General features: G+C 58.9%; 13 protein-coding genes. 7 read left to right on the forward strand and 6 right to left on the reverse strand.

The window, feature by feature from the left end:
• Positions 1-11: 11 nt before the first annotated feature.
• Positions 12-1,469 (reverse strand): anthranilate synthase component I family protein, encoded by a 1,458-nt coding sequence (locus CA51_RS08045; protein WP_145119437.1) that lies wholly within the window; start codon positions 1,467-1,469, stop codon positions 12-14.
• A 56-nt stretch (positions 1,470-1,525) separates the two neighbouring features.
• Entirely contained in the window at positions 1,526-2,647 is a 1,122-nt protein-coding gene (locus CA51_RS08050; protein ID WP_145119439.1) for a 3-oxoacyl-ACP synthase III, read from the reverse strand.
• A gap of 707 nt (positions 2,648-3,354) precedes the next feature.
• On the opposite strand from CA51_RS08050, the gene CA51_RS08055 reads away from it, so the two are divergent.
• Both CA51_RS08055 and CA51_RS08060 read left to right on the forward strand, forming a co-directional pair.
• A complete protein-coding gene (locus tag CA51_RS08055; RefSeq protein WP_145119441.1) occupies positions 3,355-4,107 on the forward strand; it encodes a gamma-glutamyl-gamma-aminobutyrate hydrolase family protein in 753 nt (250 codons plus the stop codon).
• Between the two features lie 286 nt (positions 4,108-4,393).
• On the forward strand, positions 4,394-5,221 hold the full coding sequence (locus CA51_RS08060) for a phytanoyl-CoA dioxygenase family protein (protein WP_145119443.1): 828 nt from the start codon (positions 4,394-4,396) through the stop codon (positions 5,219-5,221).
• Between the two features lie 212 nt (positions 5,222-5,433).
• On the opposite strand, the gene der is transcribed toward CA51_RS08060, so the two are convergent.
• Positions 5,434-6,795, reverse strand: a complete 1,362-nt coding sequence (der, locus tag CA51_RS08065; protein WP_145119445.1) for a ribosome biogenesis GTPase Der — start codon at positions 6,793-6,795, stop codon at positions 5,434-5,436.
• Positions 6,796-6,995: 200 nt separating this feature from the next.
• Here der and CA51_RS08070 point away from each other — a divergent pair, with 200 nt between their 5' ends.
• Positions 6,996-8,012, forward strand: a complete 1,017-nt coding sequence (locus tag CA51_RS08070; protein ID WP_145119447.1) for a hypothetical protein — start codon at positions 6,996-6,998, stop codon at positions 8,010-8,012.
• Here CA51_RS08070 and CA51_RS08075 read toward each other — a convergent pair.
• On the reverse strand, positions 7,997-9,226 hold the full coding sequence (locus CA51_RS08075; protein ID WP_145119449.1) for a DUF1015 domain-containing protein: 1,230 nt from the start codon (positions 9,224-9,226) through the stop codon (positions 7,997-7,999). The genes CA51_RS08070 and CA51_RS08075 overlap by 16 nt on opposite strands.
• A 353-nt stretch (positions 9,227-9,579) precedes the next feature.
• On the opposite strand from CA51_RS08075, the gene CA51_RS08080 reads away from it, so the two are divergent.
• A complete protein-coding gene (locus CA51_RS08080) occupies positions 9,580-9,816 on the forward strand; it encodes a hypothetical protein (protein ID WP_145119451.1) in 237 nt (78 codons plus the stop codon).
• A 120-nt stretch (positions 9,817-9,936) separates the two neighbouring features.
• On the opposite strand, the gene CA51_RS08085 is transcribed toward CA51_RS08080, so the two are convergent.
• Positions 9,937-10,407: a TadE/TadG family type IV pilus assembly protein gene (locus CA51_RS08085; RefSeq protein WP_145119453.1), complete on the reverse strand. Its 471-nt coding sequence runs from the start codon at positions 10,405-10,407 to the stop codon at positions 9,937-9,939.
• Positions 10,408-10,464: 57 nt separating this feature from the next.
• The gene (locus CA51_RS08090; protein WP_145119455.1) at positions 10,465-10,908 is read right to left on the reverse strand and encodes a TadE family protein; all 444 of its coding nucleotides are present in this window, start codon (positions 10,906-10,908) and stop codon (positions 10,465-10,467) included.
• 336 nt (positions 10,909-11,244) lie between these two features.
• Between CA51_RS08090 and CA51_RS08095 the strand changes: the two genes are divergently transcribed.
• The 3 genes from CA51_RS08095 to CA51_RS08105 all read left to right on the forward strand — a co-directional run bounded on the left by CA51_RS08095 (position 11,245) and on the right by CA51_RS08105 (position 14,548).
• Positions 11,245-11,847, forward strand: coding sequence for a hypothetical protein (locus CA51_RS08095; protein WP_145119457.1), 603 nt, complete (start codon positions 11,245-11,247; stop codon positions 11,845-11,847).
• A 353-nt stretch (positions 11,848-12,200) separates the two neighbouring features.
• Positions 12,201-12,569 carry a hypothetical protein gene (locus CA51_RS08100; RefSeq protein ID WP_145119459.1) on the forward strand — a complete coding sequence of 123 codons (369 nt, stop codon included), beginning with the start codon at positions 12,201-12,203 and terminating at the stop codon, positions 12,567-12,569.
• The gene (locus tag CA51_RS08105; RefSeq protein ID WP_145119461.1) at positions 12,566-14,548 is read left to right on the forward strand and encodes a sodium:solute symporter family transporter; all 1,983 of its coding nucleotides are present in this window, start codon (positions 12,566-12,568) and stop codon (positions 14,546-14,548) included. Before CA51_RS08100 ends, CA51_RS08105 begins: the two co-directional genes overlap by 4 nt.
• Positions 14,549-14,558 lie beyond the last annotated feature (10 nt).

Genomic DNA, 14,558 nt, shown 5'->3' on the forward strand with positions numbered 1-14,558 from the left:
ATCCCCGTTCATTAAAGGACCGCTCGCAACATGCCCTCGGCCTTGTCCCACGTCTCCTGTTCCTCTTGAACCGGTTTGCTGCGCGATGTGATCCCGCCACCGACGGGCATCTGCAGCCAGCCGTCGCGGCAAGTGACGGTGCGGATCAAGATGTTCAAGTCGCCGCGGCCGCCGGTCGAAAGGTAGCCGAGCGATCCGCAATAGGGCCCGCGGGCTGTCGGTTCCAGTTCGGCGATGATCTGCATCGCGCGGACCTTCGGGGCTCCGGTGATCGATCCGCCGGGAAAGCTGGCTCGCAACAGATCGACCACGCCGACATCGTCTTGCAGCGTGCCGTGGACGCGCGAGACCAGGTGCTGGACGCATTCATATTGTTCCAGTTCGCAGAGCCCCGCGACGTCGATCGAATCGTCGTTGCAGACTCGCGACAGATCGTTTCGCATCAGATCGACGATCATCACGTTTTCGGCGCGGTCCTTGAGACTGGATAGCAGTTGCGCCCCCAGTTGTTGATCGACTGCGGCGTCGCCGGTCCGCGGGCAGGTTCCCTTGATCGGTCGAGTCTCGACGAAGCGGTCGTCGATTTGCAGAAACCGCTCCGGCGAAGCGCTGACAACTTGCCAATCACCGCCGTCAAAATAGCCGGCAAATGGAGCGGCGTTTCGCGATCGCATCCGCAGGTAAGCGGCAACCGCTCCGTGTTGATCGGGGTACAACAGCCGCTGGGCGAGGTTGACTTGAAAGGCATCGCCGCGGCGGATGTAATCGATCACATCGCCGACTGCGGTGCGAAATTCACCGGGGGCGAAGTTGCTGGTCAACGAAGCGTCGATCGGCGTGCGGAACTGCGGCGCGAGCGCGTCGTGCGCCCGCGGAGCGGATCGGGGCGGTCGAGGCATCGCCGTCGGCGTGCATCCCAGCCACCATTGGATCTGTTGCATCCGTCGTGCCGCGGCGACGCGTCGCCGATCGGGATCGGTTTCGGGCCAGCCTTGGCTGATGATCCAGCCGCGGTTCTGTTGGTGATCGACGGCGATCGTCCAATCGTACAGGCCCAGGCAGAGTGGCGGTGTCGGCAGGTCGTTGAACCGCGGTGCGGGGATCGGTTCGAGCGATCGGCCCAGTTCGTAGCCGAGGACGCCGGCGAGGCCTCCTTGGAAGGGAGGCAGCCCCGGCGCGGCAGCTTGGCTGAGCAGGGGGATGAATTTTTGCAGCTTGGCCAGCGGATCGGCGTCGTCATCGGTGGCCGATACGATTTCGATCGGATCGGCGGTGAGGAACGAATACCGGCCCAGATCGGGCATCGGTTTGGCGCTGTCCAACCAGAGGCAATGGGGCAGATGGCACAGCCGCAGGAAGACCTCGCGGAGGTCGGTTTGCGGCGGCAGTGGTGCGACCAACGGGCAATCCCCCGCCGACGTGAAGTCGGGCGTGGCGGGGTGCAGGTCGGCGGGCGTGGGGATCACCATCTACAGCAAGTCGGTAGGGAGAACCAGCGACGCGGGCGTTCGCTGGCGGTGGGAAATCAAGCTTCGACAGCAGTCAACGATTCTTGCCCCATCACGGGTTCAACCGCTGGCAGATTGCCAGCGACCCGCGTCTCCTGCCACTTGCACCCCAGCATGACACAGTTGATTCCCGAACCGATGCCGAGCAGACCGATTCGTTGGTCGGGTTGAACATGTTGGTATTGGCCCGCTGCGGCCAGCGCCAGCGGCAACGCAACCGAACCGGTGTTGCCCAACCATGGGAAGACGGCGGTGTCGTTTTCCGGTGGCAGACTCAGGGTTTCCAACATCAGCGCGCGATGGCGTCCGCCCACTTGATGGCAGATCGTACGATCGATGTCGGCGCGATCCCATTTGGCATCGGCAAGCAGTTTCTCGAACCCGGCGGCTCCGGCGGCAACTCCCGCGGCCAACAGGCGTTCGGAATCGGTATCCATCAGCGGCGCCATGTTCGCGCCGGCCGAATCGGTGTCGCTGCGGCAGAGGTTATGTCCATCGGTGGCGGCGTGCGAAACCGCGTGTTCCAGCCGCGAGCCCGATTGGCTGATCCGGCGGTGGGTCAGCAGCACGGCACAGCTGCCCGAACCGATCGTCAGCGAAGCGAAAGCCGGTTTGACCGTCTTGCGCGTGATCGATTCATCGGTGTTCAGGTTGTTGATCGTCGCTTCCAACAGCGGACGGCTGTTCTCGGTCCCGACGACGATACCGGCTTCGATCGCACCCTGTTCGATCAGCGTCGCGATTTGCACGATCCCGTTGAGCAGACCGAGGCAGGCGTTGGAGACGTCATAGACCCAGCAGTTTGGGGAAAGGCCAGCGCCGTGATGGACGCGCGACGCCGTGGCGGGTTCGAGAAAGTCGCGGCAGACGCTGGCGTGGATCAGGCATCCGACGCGGGCTGGATCGATTCCGGCGGCGGAGATCGCCGACTTGCAGCTCTCGATACTCGGACCGCTGGGCAGTGTGCCGGCGGGCCAAACGCGGCGTTGGGAGATCGAACTCATCAATTCCAGGCGGCCTTCGGGCAGACGCAGCCGGCTGTAGAGCGGTTCCAAGCGGCGTTCGATCTCGTCGCTAGTCCAAACTTCTTCGGGCAAATGGACTCCCAGCGATTCGATGCAGACGTTTTCAAATTGCAATGGAAGCCTCGTAGAGCGGGGGGGTTGCGGCGGAATCAGGCCCGGGGCGAACTGGATCGGTCCCGGAAAAAGCTGGTCTCACGCTGAATTAGAACTGTAATCCCGACGCTCAAACGAAGCGCACGGCGACAGATCCGTCCGTGAAGGAATCTAAGATACCGCATATGGCAGGCGTTGGTAAAGCTGCGAAACGCCCAGGAGCGAGGGGGCGACAAAACGCCCGAACGGCTCTGCGGACCAGGCAAACAATGCTAGCAACGGGTTTGCTAGCACAACGGGTAGTAGCAGCAAATCGGGGCGGGCGTCAAATGTAGAAACTGCTTGCCATAGCGAAAATGCCCGATACAGTTCCTCCCGTCAGATGACGTGTCGCCCGTGACACGTCGCAAGACCCTTCGCTCTATCCAGAGATGGAACTTTCGATTCGCGATTGAGACACCAGCCGCAAACGCGGCGACACGGTTGGACCAACAACCGTTGATGTGATGATCCAGCGATCGATTGGAAAGAGGGTAGCGAAAGAATTCGGATGACGCCGAACCACGCTTCCCGACGCCGATCGATCGACGCTAGCGGCAAATGCTGCTGAAGACCCAGACTATTTAAATCATCACCGTCGCTGCAAGAGCAAGCTGCAAGCAATTACGAAAAACGTTTTGGAAGACGCGAAGAAATTCATTAACGTTCACTCTGGAGAGGATTTTCAGATGACGTCTACTCGACCACTTATCGGCATCAACACCGACTTTCGCCCTGCACAACAACGCACCCCTGCCTACGTCTACTTGGCGGCTGGTTACTACGAAAACATTCAAGCTGCGGGCGGCATTCCGGTAATCCTGCCACCTAGCGACGACGTCGATGCCATTCATGCCGCGATGGATCGCCTGGATGGATTTGTCTTGATCGGTGGTCAAGATTTGGACCCACGCAACGACGGTTATATGTTGCACCACAGCATGAAACTGATGCATTCGAACCGCGAGACATTCGACCGAATCGTCGTCAACGAGATCACCGAACGCCGCATGCCTGTGCTGGGAATCGGAGCGGGGATGCAGTTGTTGAACATTGTTCAAGGCGGCAACTTGTTTTATGACATCGCAGAAGACCTACCGAACGCGGTTCCGCACCGCGATCACCAAGACCCATTGCACCGCCACAGTCTGGTTGTCGAATCGGATTCGTTGGTCGGTCGCGTTTATGGCGACGGCGAGATCCGCGTTGCCAGTCGCCATCACATGGCGATCGACGAAGTTGCTCCCGGTTTCCGCGTCACCGCTCGCTGCCCCGATGGCGTGATCGAAGCGATCGAGAGCGAGATGATGGACTGGTTCGCCGTCGGCACCCAATTCCATCCCGAGTGCGAAGCGGCATCGGCGTTGGATATCCGGATTTTTGAAGAGTTTGTCGATGGCGTGAAAGAGCGTCAGACGGGCGACCTGCGATTGGTTGCTTAATAAGGAAGACGAAGGGGTTTTTACCCGATAACAGAATTTGCCCACCGGACAAGGATTGTCCGGCAGGTCACCATGGTCGGCACGCTTGGCGTGCTACGCGGCAAGGAAGCTGCGTCATGGTGGACTGGGCGACTGCGAAGAGATTGATTTAGACATCGGCTGACCTCAGGGGCATGGATGCTTTGCTGGGTTGCCGTTTGTCCGATTGACACGCAGCGGATCGAACGCGGTACGATGATGGACTAGACGACCGCTCGATCCTTTTTCTGTTGAAGGGCCTCCCGACGTGAAGAACTTCAGTATCGTACCGACCGACGACGAACTCGCTTCGGTACCACGCGACTTGCGTTTCTACAGCGTCAACAACGACGCCCCGACGGTTTTAACCGGCGATCAGATCGATCGATTCAATCGCGATGGCTACGTCGCGCCGCTGCCGATCTTCGGCGACGCGGAGATCTCCGGCATTCGCAGCTACTTCGACGATCTGTTGGCTCGTGTCACCGCGGCGGGTGGCAACAGTTATTCGATCAGTTCGGCGCATCTGAAATACGGTCCCGTTTACGACATCCTGAAGGATCCGCGGATCGTCGACTGTGTCAGCGATCTGTTGGGCGAAAACGTGATCGGTTGGGGATCGCACTTCTTCTGCAAGATGCCCCACGACGGTAAATCGGTCGCCTGGCATCAAGACGCCAGCTACTGGCCGCTGTCTCCATCGAAAGCTGTCACCGTTTGGTTGGCGATCGACGACGCGGATGAAGAGAACGCTTGCATGCGTTTTATCGCCGGTTCGCATCATGTCGGCCACCTGACCTATCGCCCCAGCGATTCGGCGGAGCACAACGTGCTGAACCAGACGATCGACAACCCGGAGCAATACGGTTCGGTCGTCTACAATCCGCTGCCCGCTGGCAGCGCATCGATCCACAGCGATCTGCTTCTGCACGGTTCCAAGGCGAACGATTCGGATCGCCGCCGCTGCGCCCTGACGCTCCGCTACTGCAGCGCCGACGTCCATGCAGCTCTCGACTGGAACCAAAAGGGAGTCCAAGTCCGCGGAACCGATCCGTCGGGCCACTGGTCCAACCTGACGCGCCCGGCGGAGAGCTGATTAAGTCGGATGCGTTCGCGCATGCGAGAAGCCTGTCCCGATGAAGCGTCTCTCGTGTCGTCGCTTTGCGACTAGCGAGGTTGCGGGCGCGAAGAGTCCTGGGACTCGCGTCCCAGGCTTTTGCATGTCGTCGCTTTGCGACTGGTGCGGATTGGGGCAGTCTATATATAGGACTGCCTCGCCTTGTTCCGTCGCGGACTTCGGAGAAAACGCTAGGAGACGCGTTCGTTTTCTTGGTCGACTTCAGGCGGGGCGGTCGGGTCGCGCTGTTCGCGTTTCTGCAGGTACATCTTGATCGGGACTTCCGAAAACGGCAGGTTGTCTCGCAATACGCTCAGCAGAAAGCGGCGGTAGTCGGGAGCAAAGCCCTTGGGATCGTTGCACATCAGCACGATCGTTGGCGGTTCGGTCGAGACCTGAGTCGCGTAATAGATCTTCGGTCGCCGGTTTTGGAACATCGGCGGTTCTTGGTGCTCGATCGCCGCTTGCACGATTCGGTTCAGCCTTCCGGTGCTGGTCCGCTCGCGAGCCTGTTTGAACAGCATTTGCGAATGGTTCAGCAGGGCCTTGATGTTCTTGCCGGTCTGCCCGGTGATAAACGCGATCGGGGCGTATTGCATCGTGGGGAATTGCGACCGCAGGTATTTAACCCAGCGTTCGGTTGGCATCTCGTCGTGGTAGAGGTCCCACTTGTTGACGACAAACACGCACGGTTTGTATTCGTCGGCGATGTAGCCGACCAATTGCTTGTCGACCTTGCTGATCTTTTCGCTGGCGTCGAAGAACATCAACGAAACATCGGCTCGGCGGATGCTGCGTTGAGCCCGGTGCATACCGTAATAATCGAGGTCGGTCCGGACGCTGCGTCGACGACGCAGACCGGGAGTATCGATCGCGGTGAATTGATGGCCGTCGAGTTCGAAGTTGACGTCGACGCTGTCGCGGGTCGTTCCGGCAACTTCGCTGACGATCATCCGTTTGGCTTGAGCCAGCGAATTGACGAACGTGCTTTTGCCGACGTTGCGGCGGCCGACGATCGCAAATTTCATGTGCGCGTCGACGGCGCGATCGCTGCTTGGCGGCAAGCGATCGACGATCAATTGCATCAGTTCGTCGCGGTGCCGCTTCTGTTCGGCGCTGACACAAATCAAATGCCCTCGCCCCAGCTTGTGGAACTCTTCGGCTGAGATGTCGAGGTTCTCGTGGTCGGCTTTGTTGGCCAACAGGACGATCGGGCGGTCGATGCTGCGCAGACGCTCGGCGACCAGAGAGTCCAGCGGCATCAGGCCGGTGCGGATATCGACGACAAACAGAATCACGTCGGCTGTGGCGATCGCGACTTCGATCTGGGCTTCGACATCGGCCGTCAGGTCGTCCGAATCGACGACTCCCATCCCGCCGGTATCGATCAATTCGAAGAAGTTCCCTTCGTGTTCGATCAGCGTTGTCATGCGATCCCGGGTCACCCCTTCGTAATCGTCGACGATGGCGATACGGCGGCCGGCTAGCCAATTGAAAATACTGCTCTTGCCGACGTTGGGACGTCCGACAATCGCGACTTTGGGCATCGACATGAGTGATAGCTAACGAGGGGAGACGCAAGAAAAAACGATACAACCTTTTAGAATCCGCTGCCGATGTCGATCAATCAATCCCAAATCGCGTCGGCGGTGGGCGAATGCATGAAAATTGGCCCCTGGTTTGGTTATATTTGACGTCCTGCCTGTTCTCATCCTCGATCGCTCGGTCATCAGCCCCCAAAAGGGAGATCTTTTTGGCTGCTCCACGCTCCGCACGTTTCCGCTGTTTTCTGCAGTTTGTCGTCGCTATCGGGCTGCTTTCCAGCGGCAGTTGGGCGGTCGCAGCCGATGCGGTTTGGTACCTTCCCCCAGCGGCCAGTTCGGTCGGCCAGACCGGTTGGTTGCCCCAACCGCTGCGAAAATTGAGCGGCACGATCGAGTCGTTCCAACAGGGGAAGTTGCAGATCGTCGTCGCCGATGCCTCGTCGGTCGAAGGGCTCGCCCGGCGGGAGCTGGACGACGACCGGATCGTTTGGATTCAGGTCGATTGGTCGGGAGAGGGAGCTGAGGTCCAACAAGCCTTCGAAGACTTCAACAACCGGCGGTTCGCAGCCTGTTTGAAACCGATGGGCGAATATGTCAAACGAGCCAAGCCGCGATGGCGGCAATTGATCGCTTACGGTTACCTGATGAATGCCGCCGCGGCTGTCGATAAGCATTCGGCGGCATTGGCGATCGCGGCGGGGTTCCACGCCGCGGCGCCGCCAGCTTGCTTTTACAGTCTGCTGCCGATCGCGTGGACTCGCCCGCCGATCAACGCTGCCCGCGATCAAGCGGCTGTGGCGGGGCTGCAGCACGCCGACCCTGCGGTTCGCGTGATCGCGGCCAGTTGGCTACTGACGGGAACAAATCGGCAGCGAGCCGATGCTGTCTTGTCGCGGGCCAGCAATGATCAGACTGATCCGCTGTTGGCGCGACTGGCCGATGCGATCCGCTGGCGAACCGCCGCCGGGCCGGAGATCGCTGCGTCGCTTGCGACTTGGGAGCGAAAGGTCGACCAATTGCCGATCGCGGTGCAGGCGGGGCCGATGGCCGCTATCGCCGATCGATTGCAAGCGAGCGGTCGCGGGGAGGAAGCGCTCGCGTGGTGGTTGAGCGTCGCCGAGCTGGGGAAACAGCCCGGCGAGCTGGCCGACGAAGCAGCTGCCAAGGCGCGGCAGCTGATGGAAACGATGGCCAAACAGGCCGCGGCGGATCAGTCCAACAAGTGAACCAGCAGACCGCTGCGCAGCTTTGGTTCGAACCAAGTGCTCTTGGGCGGCATGATCTCATCGGCGTCCGAAACGCCCATCAACTGCTCGATCGACGTCGGGAACATCGAAATCGCACAGGCCCAGGCGCCCGAATCGACTCGCGTTTCCAGCGCCTTGGTGCCGCGGATGCCGCCGACGAAATCGATTCGCGGATCGGTGCGGACGTCTTCGATTCCGAAGATCGGTTGCAGGACGCGTTTTTCCAGCAGCGCCACGTCGAGCGAGTCGATCGGATGGTTGTGATCGATCGAATCGGCCGGCAGGGTCAAACGGTACCACGATCCGCCCAGGTAGAAGCAGAACGAACCAGCGGTTGGCGGCACGGGATCGGTGATCGGTTCAAACGTGCCCAACTGACCCAGTTTCTCGCGGATCTGTTCGACCGATTGGCCGTTGAGGTCTTTGAGGACGCGGTTGTAGGACAAGATGTTCAATTGGCTGGCGGGGAACAGAACCGTCAGGAACCAATTGTATTCTTCGTCGCCGGTGTGGTTGGGGTTGTTGTCGCGGCGTTCGGCTCCGGCTCGCCAAGCACTAGCGGCGCGGTGATGTCCGTCGGCGACATAGAACTTAGGAACGGCGGACAATGCGGAAACGTAATCCCCCGCGTTGTCGATCTTCCAGACCGTGTGTTGGACTCCATCGGCCGCGGTGAAGTCATACAGCGGCGCTTCGGTGATCGCGGTTTCGACCATCGCGTTGGTCTTGCTGTCGTCGCGGTAGGTCAAGAAGACGGGGCCGGTGTGAGCACCCAAGGTGAGGACGTGGCGCGTGCGGTCGTCCTCTTTCGCTTTGCGTGTTTTTTCGTGCTTTAAGATCAGGTTATTTTCGTAATCTTCGACGTGGCAGCAGCAGACGACGCCGACTTGGCTGTTGCCATTCATGACCTGGCGGTACAGGAAGATCGCGTCGCCGTCGTCTTGTTGCAGGACGTTATCGCGGAGAAAACGCTGCAGGTTGTCGGACGCTTTGGCGTAGATCGCGTCGTCGTAGGGATTCGTATCGGCCGGCAGATCGATGTCGGGACGAACGATGTGCAGGAACGAATCGGGATTTCCAGCGGCCAATTCAACCGCTTCGTCGCGGTCGCACACGTCGTAGGGGACCGAGGCGACTTTAGCTGCGTTGTCGGCTTGGGGACGCAACGCGCGGAAGGCTTTAATTCGTGGCATCGTGTTGGACTTCTTTAATAGGAAGATTCAGTCGGTGATGGGCGGATTCCATTGCCCGACGCGGCGGCGGCTGTTTGAAAGGAGCCGGCCTGGGGCAATCCGAATACGCACCAAGGGGGCGTCGCGGGATTGCCCGGCGTTTGTCGGACGCTCGGAAAAGGCGAAGCCTAGCCGACTTTCCGCAGCGAACAAAGCCCCGGCGATATCAAACCGCGGTGCAGAAAGGATAGGGAAATGGTCAAGTTGTGCGGGTTGTCCAGCCGATAACGATTCTAACGCGTAATTTGTACGAGCCAAGACTTGGGCGGGATCCGCATTGGTGACTGCCGGCAAAATTTCCTAGAGATTCAACGATGCCTCGAAAGAACACATCCCACTTGCTCGAACTGGTTGGTTGCCTGTCGCTGGCGGCCACGATCTTGGTCGGTTCGACTGGCTGCCAAGTTAGTGTTGCCGGGCAAACGCTGCCAAGTCCCTACTATCTGGACGACGATGTTCAGTATTTCCCAGCGGGACCTGAGTTCAAGCTGCCACGCGAAGCTGCGGCGTTGCGAGCCGCTCGAGCCGAAGAAAAGCTCAAAGGCAATTAAGCTGCGAAAGCCGATCGTGCGGCTGGGATTTCAAACATCGCGCTCGCTTGGGACGCTATCGGTCCGGCGAGTGTAGGTTGAGATCCGGTTGTTCGCACGGCGATTTGCACTGCGGCCGAATCAGCCGCCGTCGAAGAAGAAGTCGTAACGTTCGGCTTTGACGTTCGACGTCGCCACGCACTTGTGGTCGGGGATAAACAGCGGCGCGAAAAACGCGTTCTTGTTGTATTTGACTTCGACCTTCACGACGATCTTCTCTGTCGTCGAAGTAAGTGGTGCGCCATCGTTGACCGTCACGGTCACGCCTTTGGCTCCAATCGCATCGAGCAGATTCTCTGCCGTATCGATGGCATCTTGCGCCGTCGCTCCCGAAACCATCGCGGCTCGAGCACCATAATAAGCGCTGTTCTGCGCGGTGTTGCGAATCAGGTTCAGTCGCGAGAACTCGACACAGGTGAAGATCACCAGAAACAGCGTGTTGGCGACGACTGCAAATTCGACAACTGCCGCGCCGCGACGATCCTGCCCACGGCGTTTGCCGCGGCGTCGTCGAGGACGATCGGTCGTGTTGGCGATTTGTGATCGGTTCATTAAATGGTGGGCCTGTTCAAAATTGCGGTGGGATCGAACGATTCGCTCGAATCCGCATCAGTCGATGTTCTCGTACTCTTTCCGCATCCAGACGAACGACTGGATATTCCCGCTGGTAAACAGCTTTGCCGGCGAGAGGACGTTTCCGCTGGCGGGAACTTGGACCAGGATTCGGCAATGTTCCAGCGTCTCGGCGGAATTGAAGCCGCCGTTGGTTGGACTGTCGGTGCGTTGGATCTGCACGACGTTGCCGTCGTTGTAGGTAATTCCCCGTTCGTCCAAGATCTCCTTCACTCGCGCTGTCGCTTGAGCGTTGGTGCCGCCGCGAGCGACTCCGACACGAGCCCCTTCGTAAGCCGCGATCGACAGCGATTCTTTTAAAAACATCACCGAGCAAACGTCGATCGTCGCCACGGTCAGGGCGATCAAAACCGGTAGACAGATCGCCATCTCGACGACAGCGGCTCCGGTGCGTTGTGACTTTCTATTGCTTCTGTACACGGTGCGATTCCAGTGAATCGGTGAACGAATGGATCTTGGATGCCATCGGGAAAAGAGTCTCTCCCTTATTGGGAACCATAGTTTCGAATTTAAAGAGAGCGGTTAGGTATTACGCAAACTTCGGCTCGGTGTTGTCGCTGGCGGTTCGTTCTGTAACGAATTTAACGCCGCGGTCGAGCGGTACTGCCGCATTGATGTCACCCGCGTGGGGGTGTTGGTGTAGTTTGTTTGTGCGTCTTTTTTCGCATTTACTCCCATTATTCGATTGCATCGACGTGAACTAAAGCCCCATAATCACGGCTTAATGGTGTTCTTTGTAAACAAAAGGGGAGAGAGATGGCACTCGAATCGGCAGCAACTACCACCACAGCGAAGCCTTCGCGGACGCGAAGCTATCTGCTGTTTGGCATCTTGGGGTTGATGATCATTGCGTTGGCTTACGATTACAAAGTCGCTCGCCCTAACGTTGAACAGGCGTATGAGGATCTGGTCGCCTTCAATATGCAGGTCAACGCCGACCCATCGGACATGGTGACACCCGAGATGGTTGCGGAGATGTTGGGCAAAACACCAACGCGAACCTTTAAAGACATGTCCGATTTCGTCGAGGTCTACAGCTGGCGTGGCGGTCTGTTTTTCAAATCCCACGATTTGTATGTCGCCTATCGCGTCACCCCGCTCGGAACGCTGATGGCTCGGACCTCGAAGTTCAACTACGACGCTCATCGAGAGGTCTACGAAGAGGTCTACGCCAGAATGGGGGTGGAGTTACCGTATGTCGAGGCAGAGGATGGGCGATACGAATCTCCCGTCCCGTCTTCGATGGCTGCCATGCCAATGGATCCGCAACTGGCTGTCGATAGCGGGGATGCATCGGTCATCGCCGTCGTCCAGGATGCGGAAAGCATCCCCACGGTCGAGCTTGCACTGCAAGAATAGGCTTTTTAGGAAAGCCACCTTCTCCCAAAAAGAGCGGCTCATTTGGCCAACTTGGCAATTATAGGATTGCCAAAGCGGTAGCCGAGCGGTTGAATGGTGTCTGGTTGCTAGCAACGCGATGGAAACATCGCCGTTGCGTGTAGCCAACCCACCATTGGATCGAATCTCGTCTGACGCAACGCACGCTCTTTCTGACCAAAGGGACGTTCCGTTTTAGGGGCCGTCGCTTTTCTCTCCGCGAGCTCAAGGTGCCGGGACGATCGATTCGATCTGCCCACCTTTGCGTCGTCGCCTGTCCTTCCCCCCAGCCTCGCGACACGCTCACCCTTCCTTCGACTGCAATTGAGGTGAACGTGAATTCTAGTGAGCGATCTGCAGATAGCCCCGATACCCCGATCGAATACGACACTTCGTATTTGAACTCGTTGCGAGAGTTGAAATTTGTCGGCGCGATCGGGACTTTGGCATTGGCTTGGACGCTGATCTACGGCGGCTTAAAAGGTTATTCGAGCGCTCCCGATGCGATGGATGTCATCTTAGGGATGCCATCGTGGGTGTTCTGGGGGATCGCGGTTCCCTGGTGCGTCACCTCGCTGGCGACGCTCTTCTTCGCTCTGTTTATCCTCCGCGAGGACGATGACGATCTGCTGGAACAGGAAGCACAAGCTCAAGCCGAAGCCCAAGCACAAGCCGAAGCGGCTAGCAAGGAGGACGTATCGTGAACCTCGACTCTTTTAATCTCCTGGCGGTGACCGAAGCTGGCACGCCGATCGCCGCTCTGGTCACCTTCATTCTCTATTCGGTCGCCGTGGTCCTGTTGGCGGTTGCCAGCCAGGTCGTGTTGCAAAAGCGATCGTTCCTGCAAGAGTATTTTCTCGGCAGCCGCAATCTCGGTTGGATCGCGTTCACGCTAACCTTCGCCGCCACCAGCGCTTCGGCCGGTTCCTTCGGCGGCTTTCCGGCCAAGGTCTACAACCACGGTTGGGTGCTGGGGCTGTGGATCGCCGGCTACATGGCGGTCCCGTTGGTCTCGCTGGGGCTGTTGGGGAAACGACTGAACCGGATCTCCAAGGAAACCGGTTCGATCACGATGCCCGAAATGATCGGTTTGCGTTTCCCCGGCCACGCCGTCCGCGGTCTGGCGACTGGGATGATCGTGGTGCTGATGAGCATCTATCTGGTGCCGCAGTTTAAGATGGCCGGCGTGATTCTGCAGTCGTTGCTGCACGATTTCGTCTTCTGGCAAACCGCTGCCGGGTACATGCAGCAACTGACGGCCGACATCCCGATTTTGCAAGCCGATGATCCGGGCTACCTGTTGGGATTGTTCGTCTTTTCGTCGATGGTGATCGTCTACACATCGTTGGGCGGTTTCCGCGCTGTCGTCTGGACCGATGTGCTGCAAGGGATCGTGATGCTGTTCGGCGTCCTAGGCCTGTTGGTCCTGGTCCTTTCGCAAGTCGGCGGACTGACGAAAGCGACACAAACGTTGGCTAAGATGCAGCCGCCCAACTTGGGAATGGTCGAATTTTCGACCGATGGGTCGATCGATCAACCGACGCGAGTCGCGATGGATACGTGGTTCGAAGTCGGCCCGGATCGCTTGTTCCGCACCAACGCGGCGGCTTACATCGATCCCGAAACCGGACGCTCTGCCCCGATCAAGACGGTCGAGATCATGGGGGAAGAGGAGAAGCAGCGGATCCGCCGCGATCTGCTATCGGGAGCGGCTCCCGCATTGCCACCTGGGCTGACCGTCGAACTCGACGAATTTCATCCCTATGCCTATGGAGCTGGAAAGGAAGGCGTCTACACGACCGCCCCGGGACCAAGCGCCCGTTCGGAAGTCGGTTTCCTGCCGCTGTCGCTCGCCTTTTCGTTTTTCCTGTTCTGGTCGATCGGCGGATCGGGGCAACCGAGCAATATGATTCGGCAGATGAGTTTCGATCGGGTGCGAACGCTGAAGCGATCGATGATCTTCCTGACCTTCTATTTCGGTGCGATCTATTTCCCGTTGGTGGTGATCTTTGTCTGCGGCCGCGTTTTGGTCCCCGGCTTGGATCAAGATCCCGACCGGATCATGGCGGCTCTTTCGTTGACCGCCGCGACCGCCGCGGACGTTCCTTGGCTGGCGGGCCTGCTGATCGCAGCGCCGTTTGCCGCGGCGATGTCGACGGTCGACAGCTTCATGTTGATGATCTCTTCGTCGCTGGTCCGCGATATCTACCAACCGATGGTCAAGGGCGACGTTTCGGATCGGACGGTCAAGATGCTCAGCTACGGCTGCACGTTTTCGGTTGGCACGATCGTGATGTTGGTTGCGATCAGCCCTCCCAAATTCCTGCAGGACCTTGTCGTCTTCACCTCCGGCGGCCTTTCGTCGTCGTTTTTGGTCCCCGTCTTTTTGGGCGTCTATTGGACCCGTTACAACTCGATCGGCGCCGTCTGCGGGATGCTGACCGGGTTCTTCACGTTCCTGTCGATGTACGGGATCGGGTATCTGATGTACGGCAGTTTGCGTGCCTACGAACCGCTTTCGTTTGACCCGATGATCGTCGGTGTGTTGGGATCGGGGATCGGCAGTCTGATCGGTTGCCTTTCGTCGCCGCCGCCACCGCGAAACATCGTGCATATGTTTTTCGGAGCGAAGTCGCCGGGCTCGCCAGCAAAGGGTGACGCGGCCGCAAGCGAAACGGTTTGATCGGGGCATA

Origin of the sequence: Rosistilla oblonga, assembly GCF_007751715.1 — a bacterium.
GTDB classification, from domain to species: domain Bacteria; phylum Planctomycetota; class Planctomycetia; order Pirellulales; family Pirellulaceae; genus Rosistilla; species Rosistilla oblonga.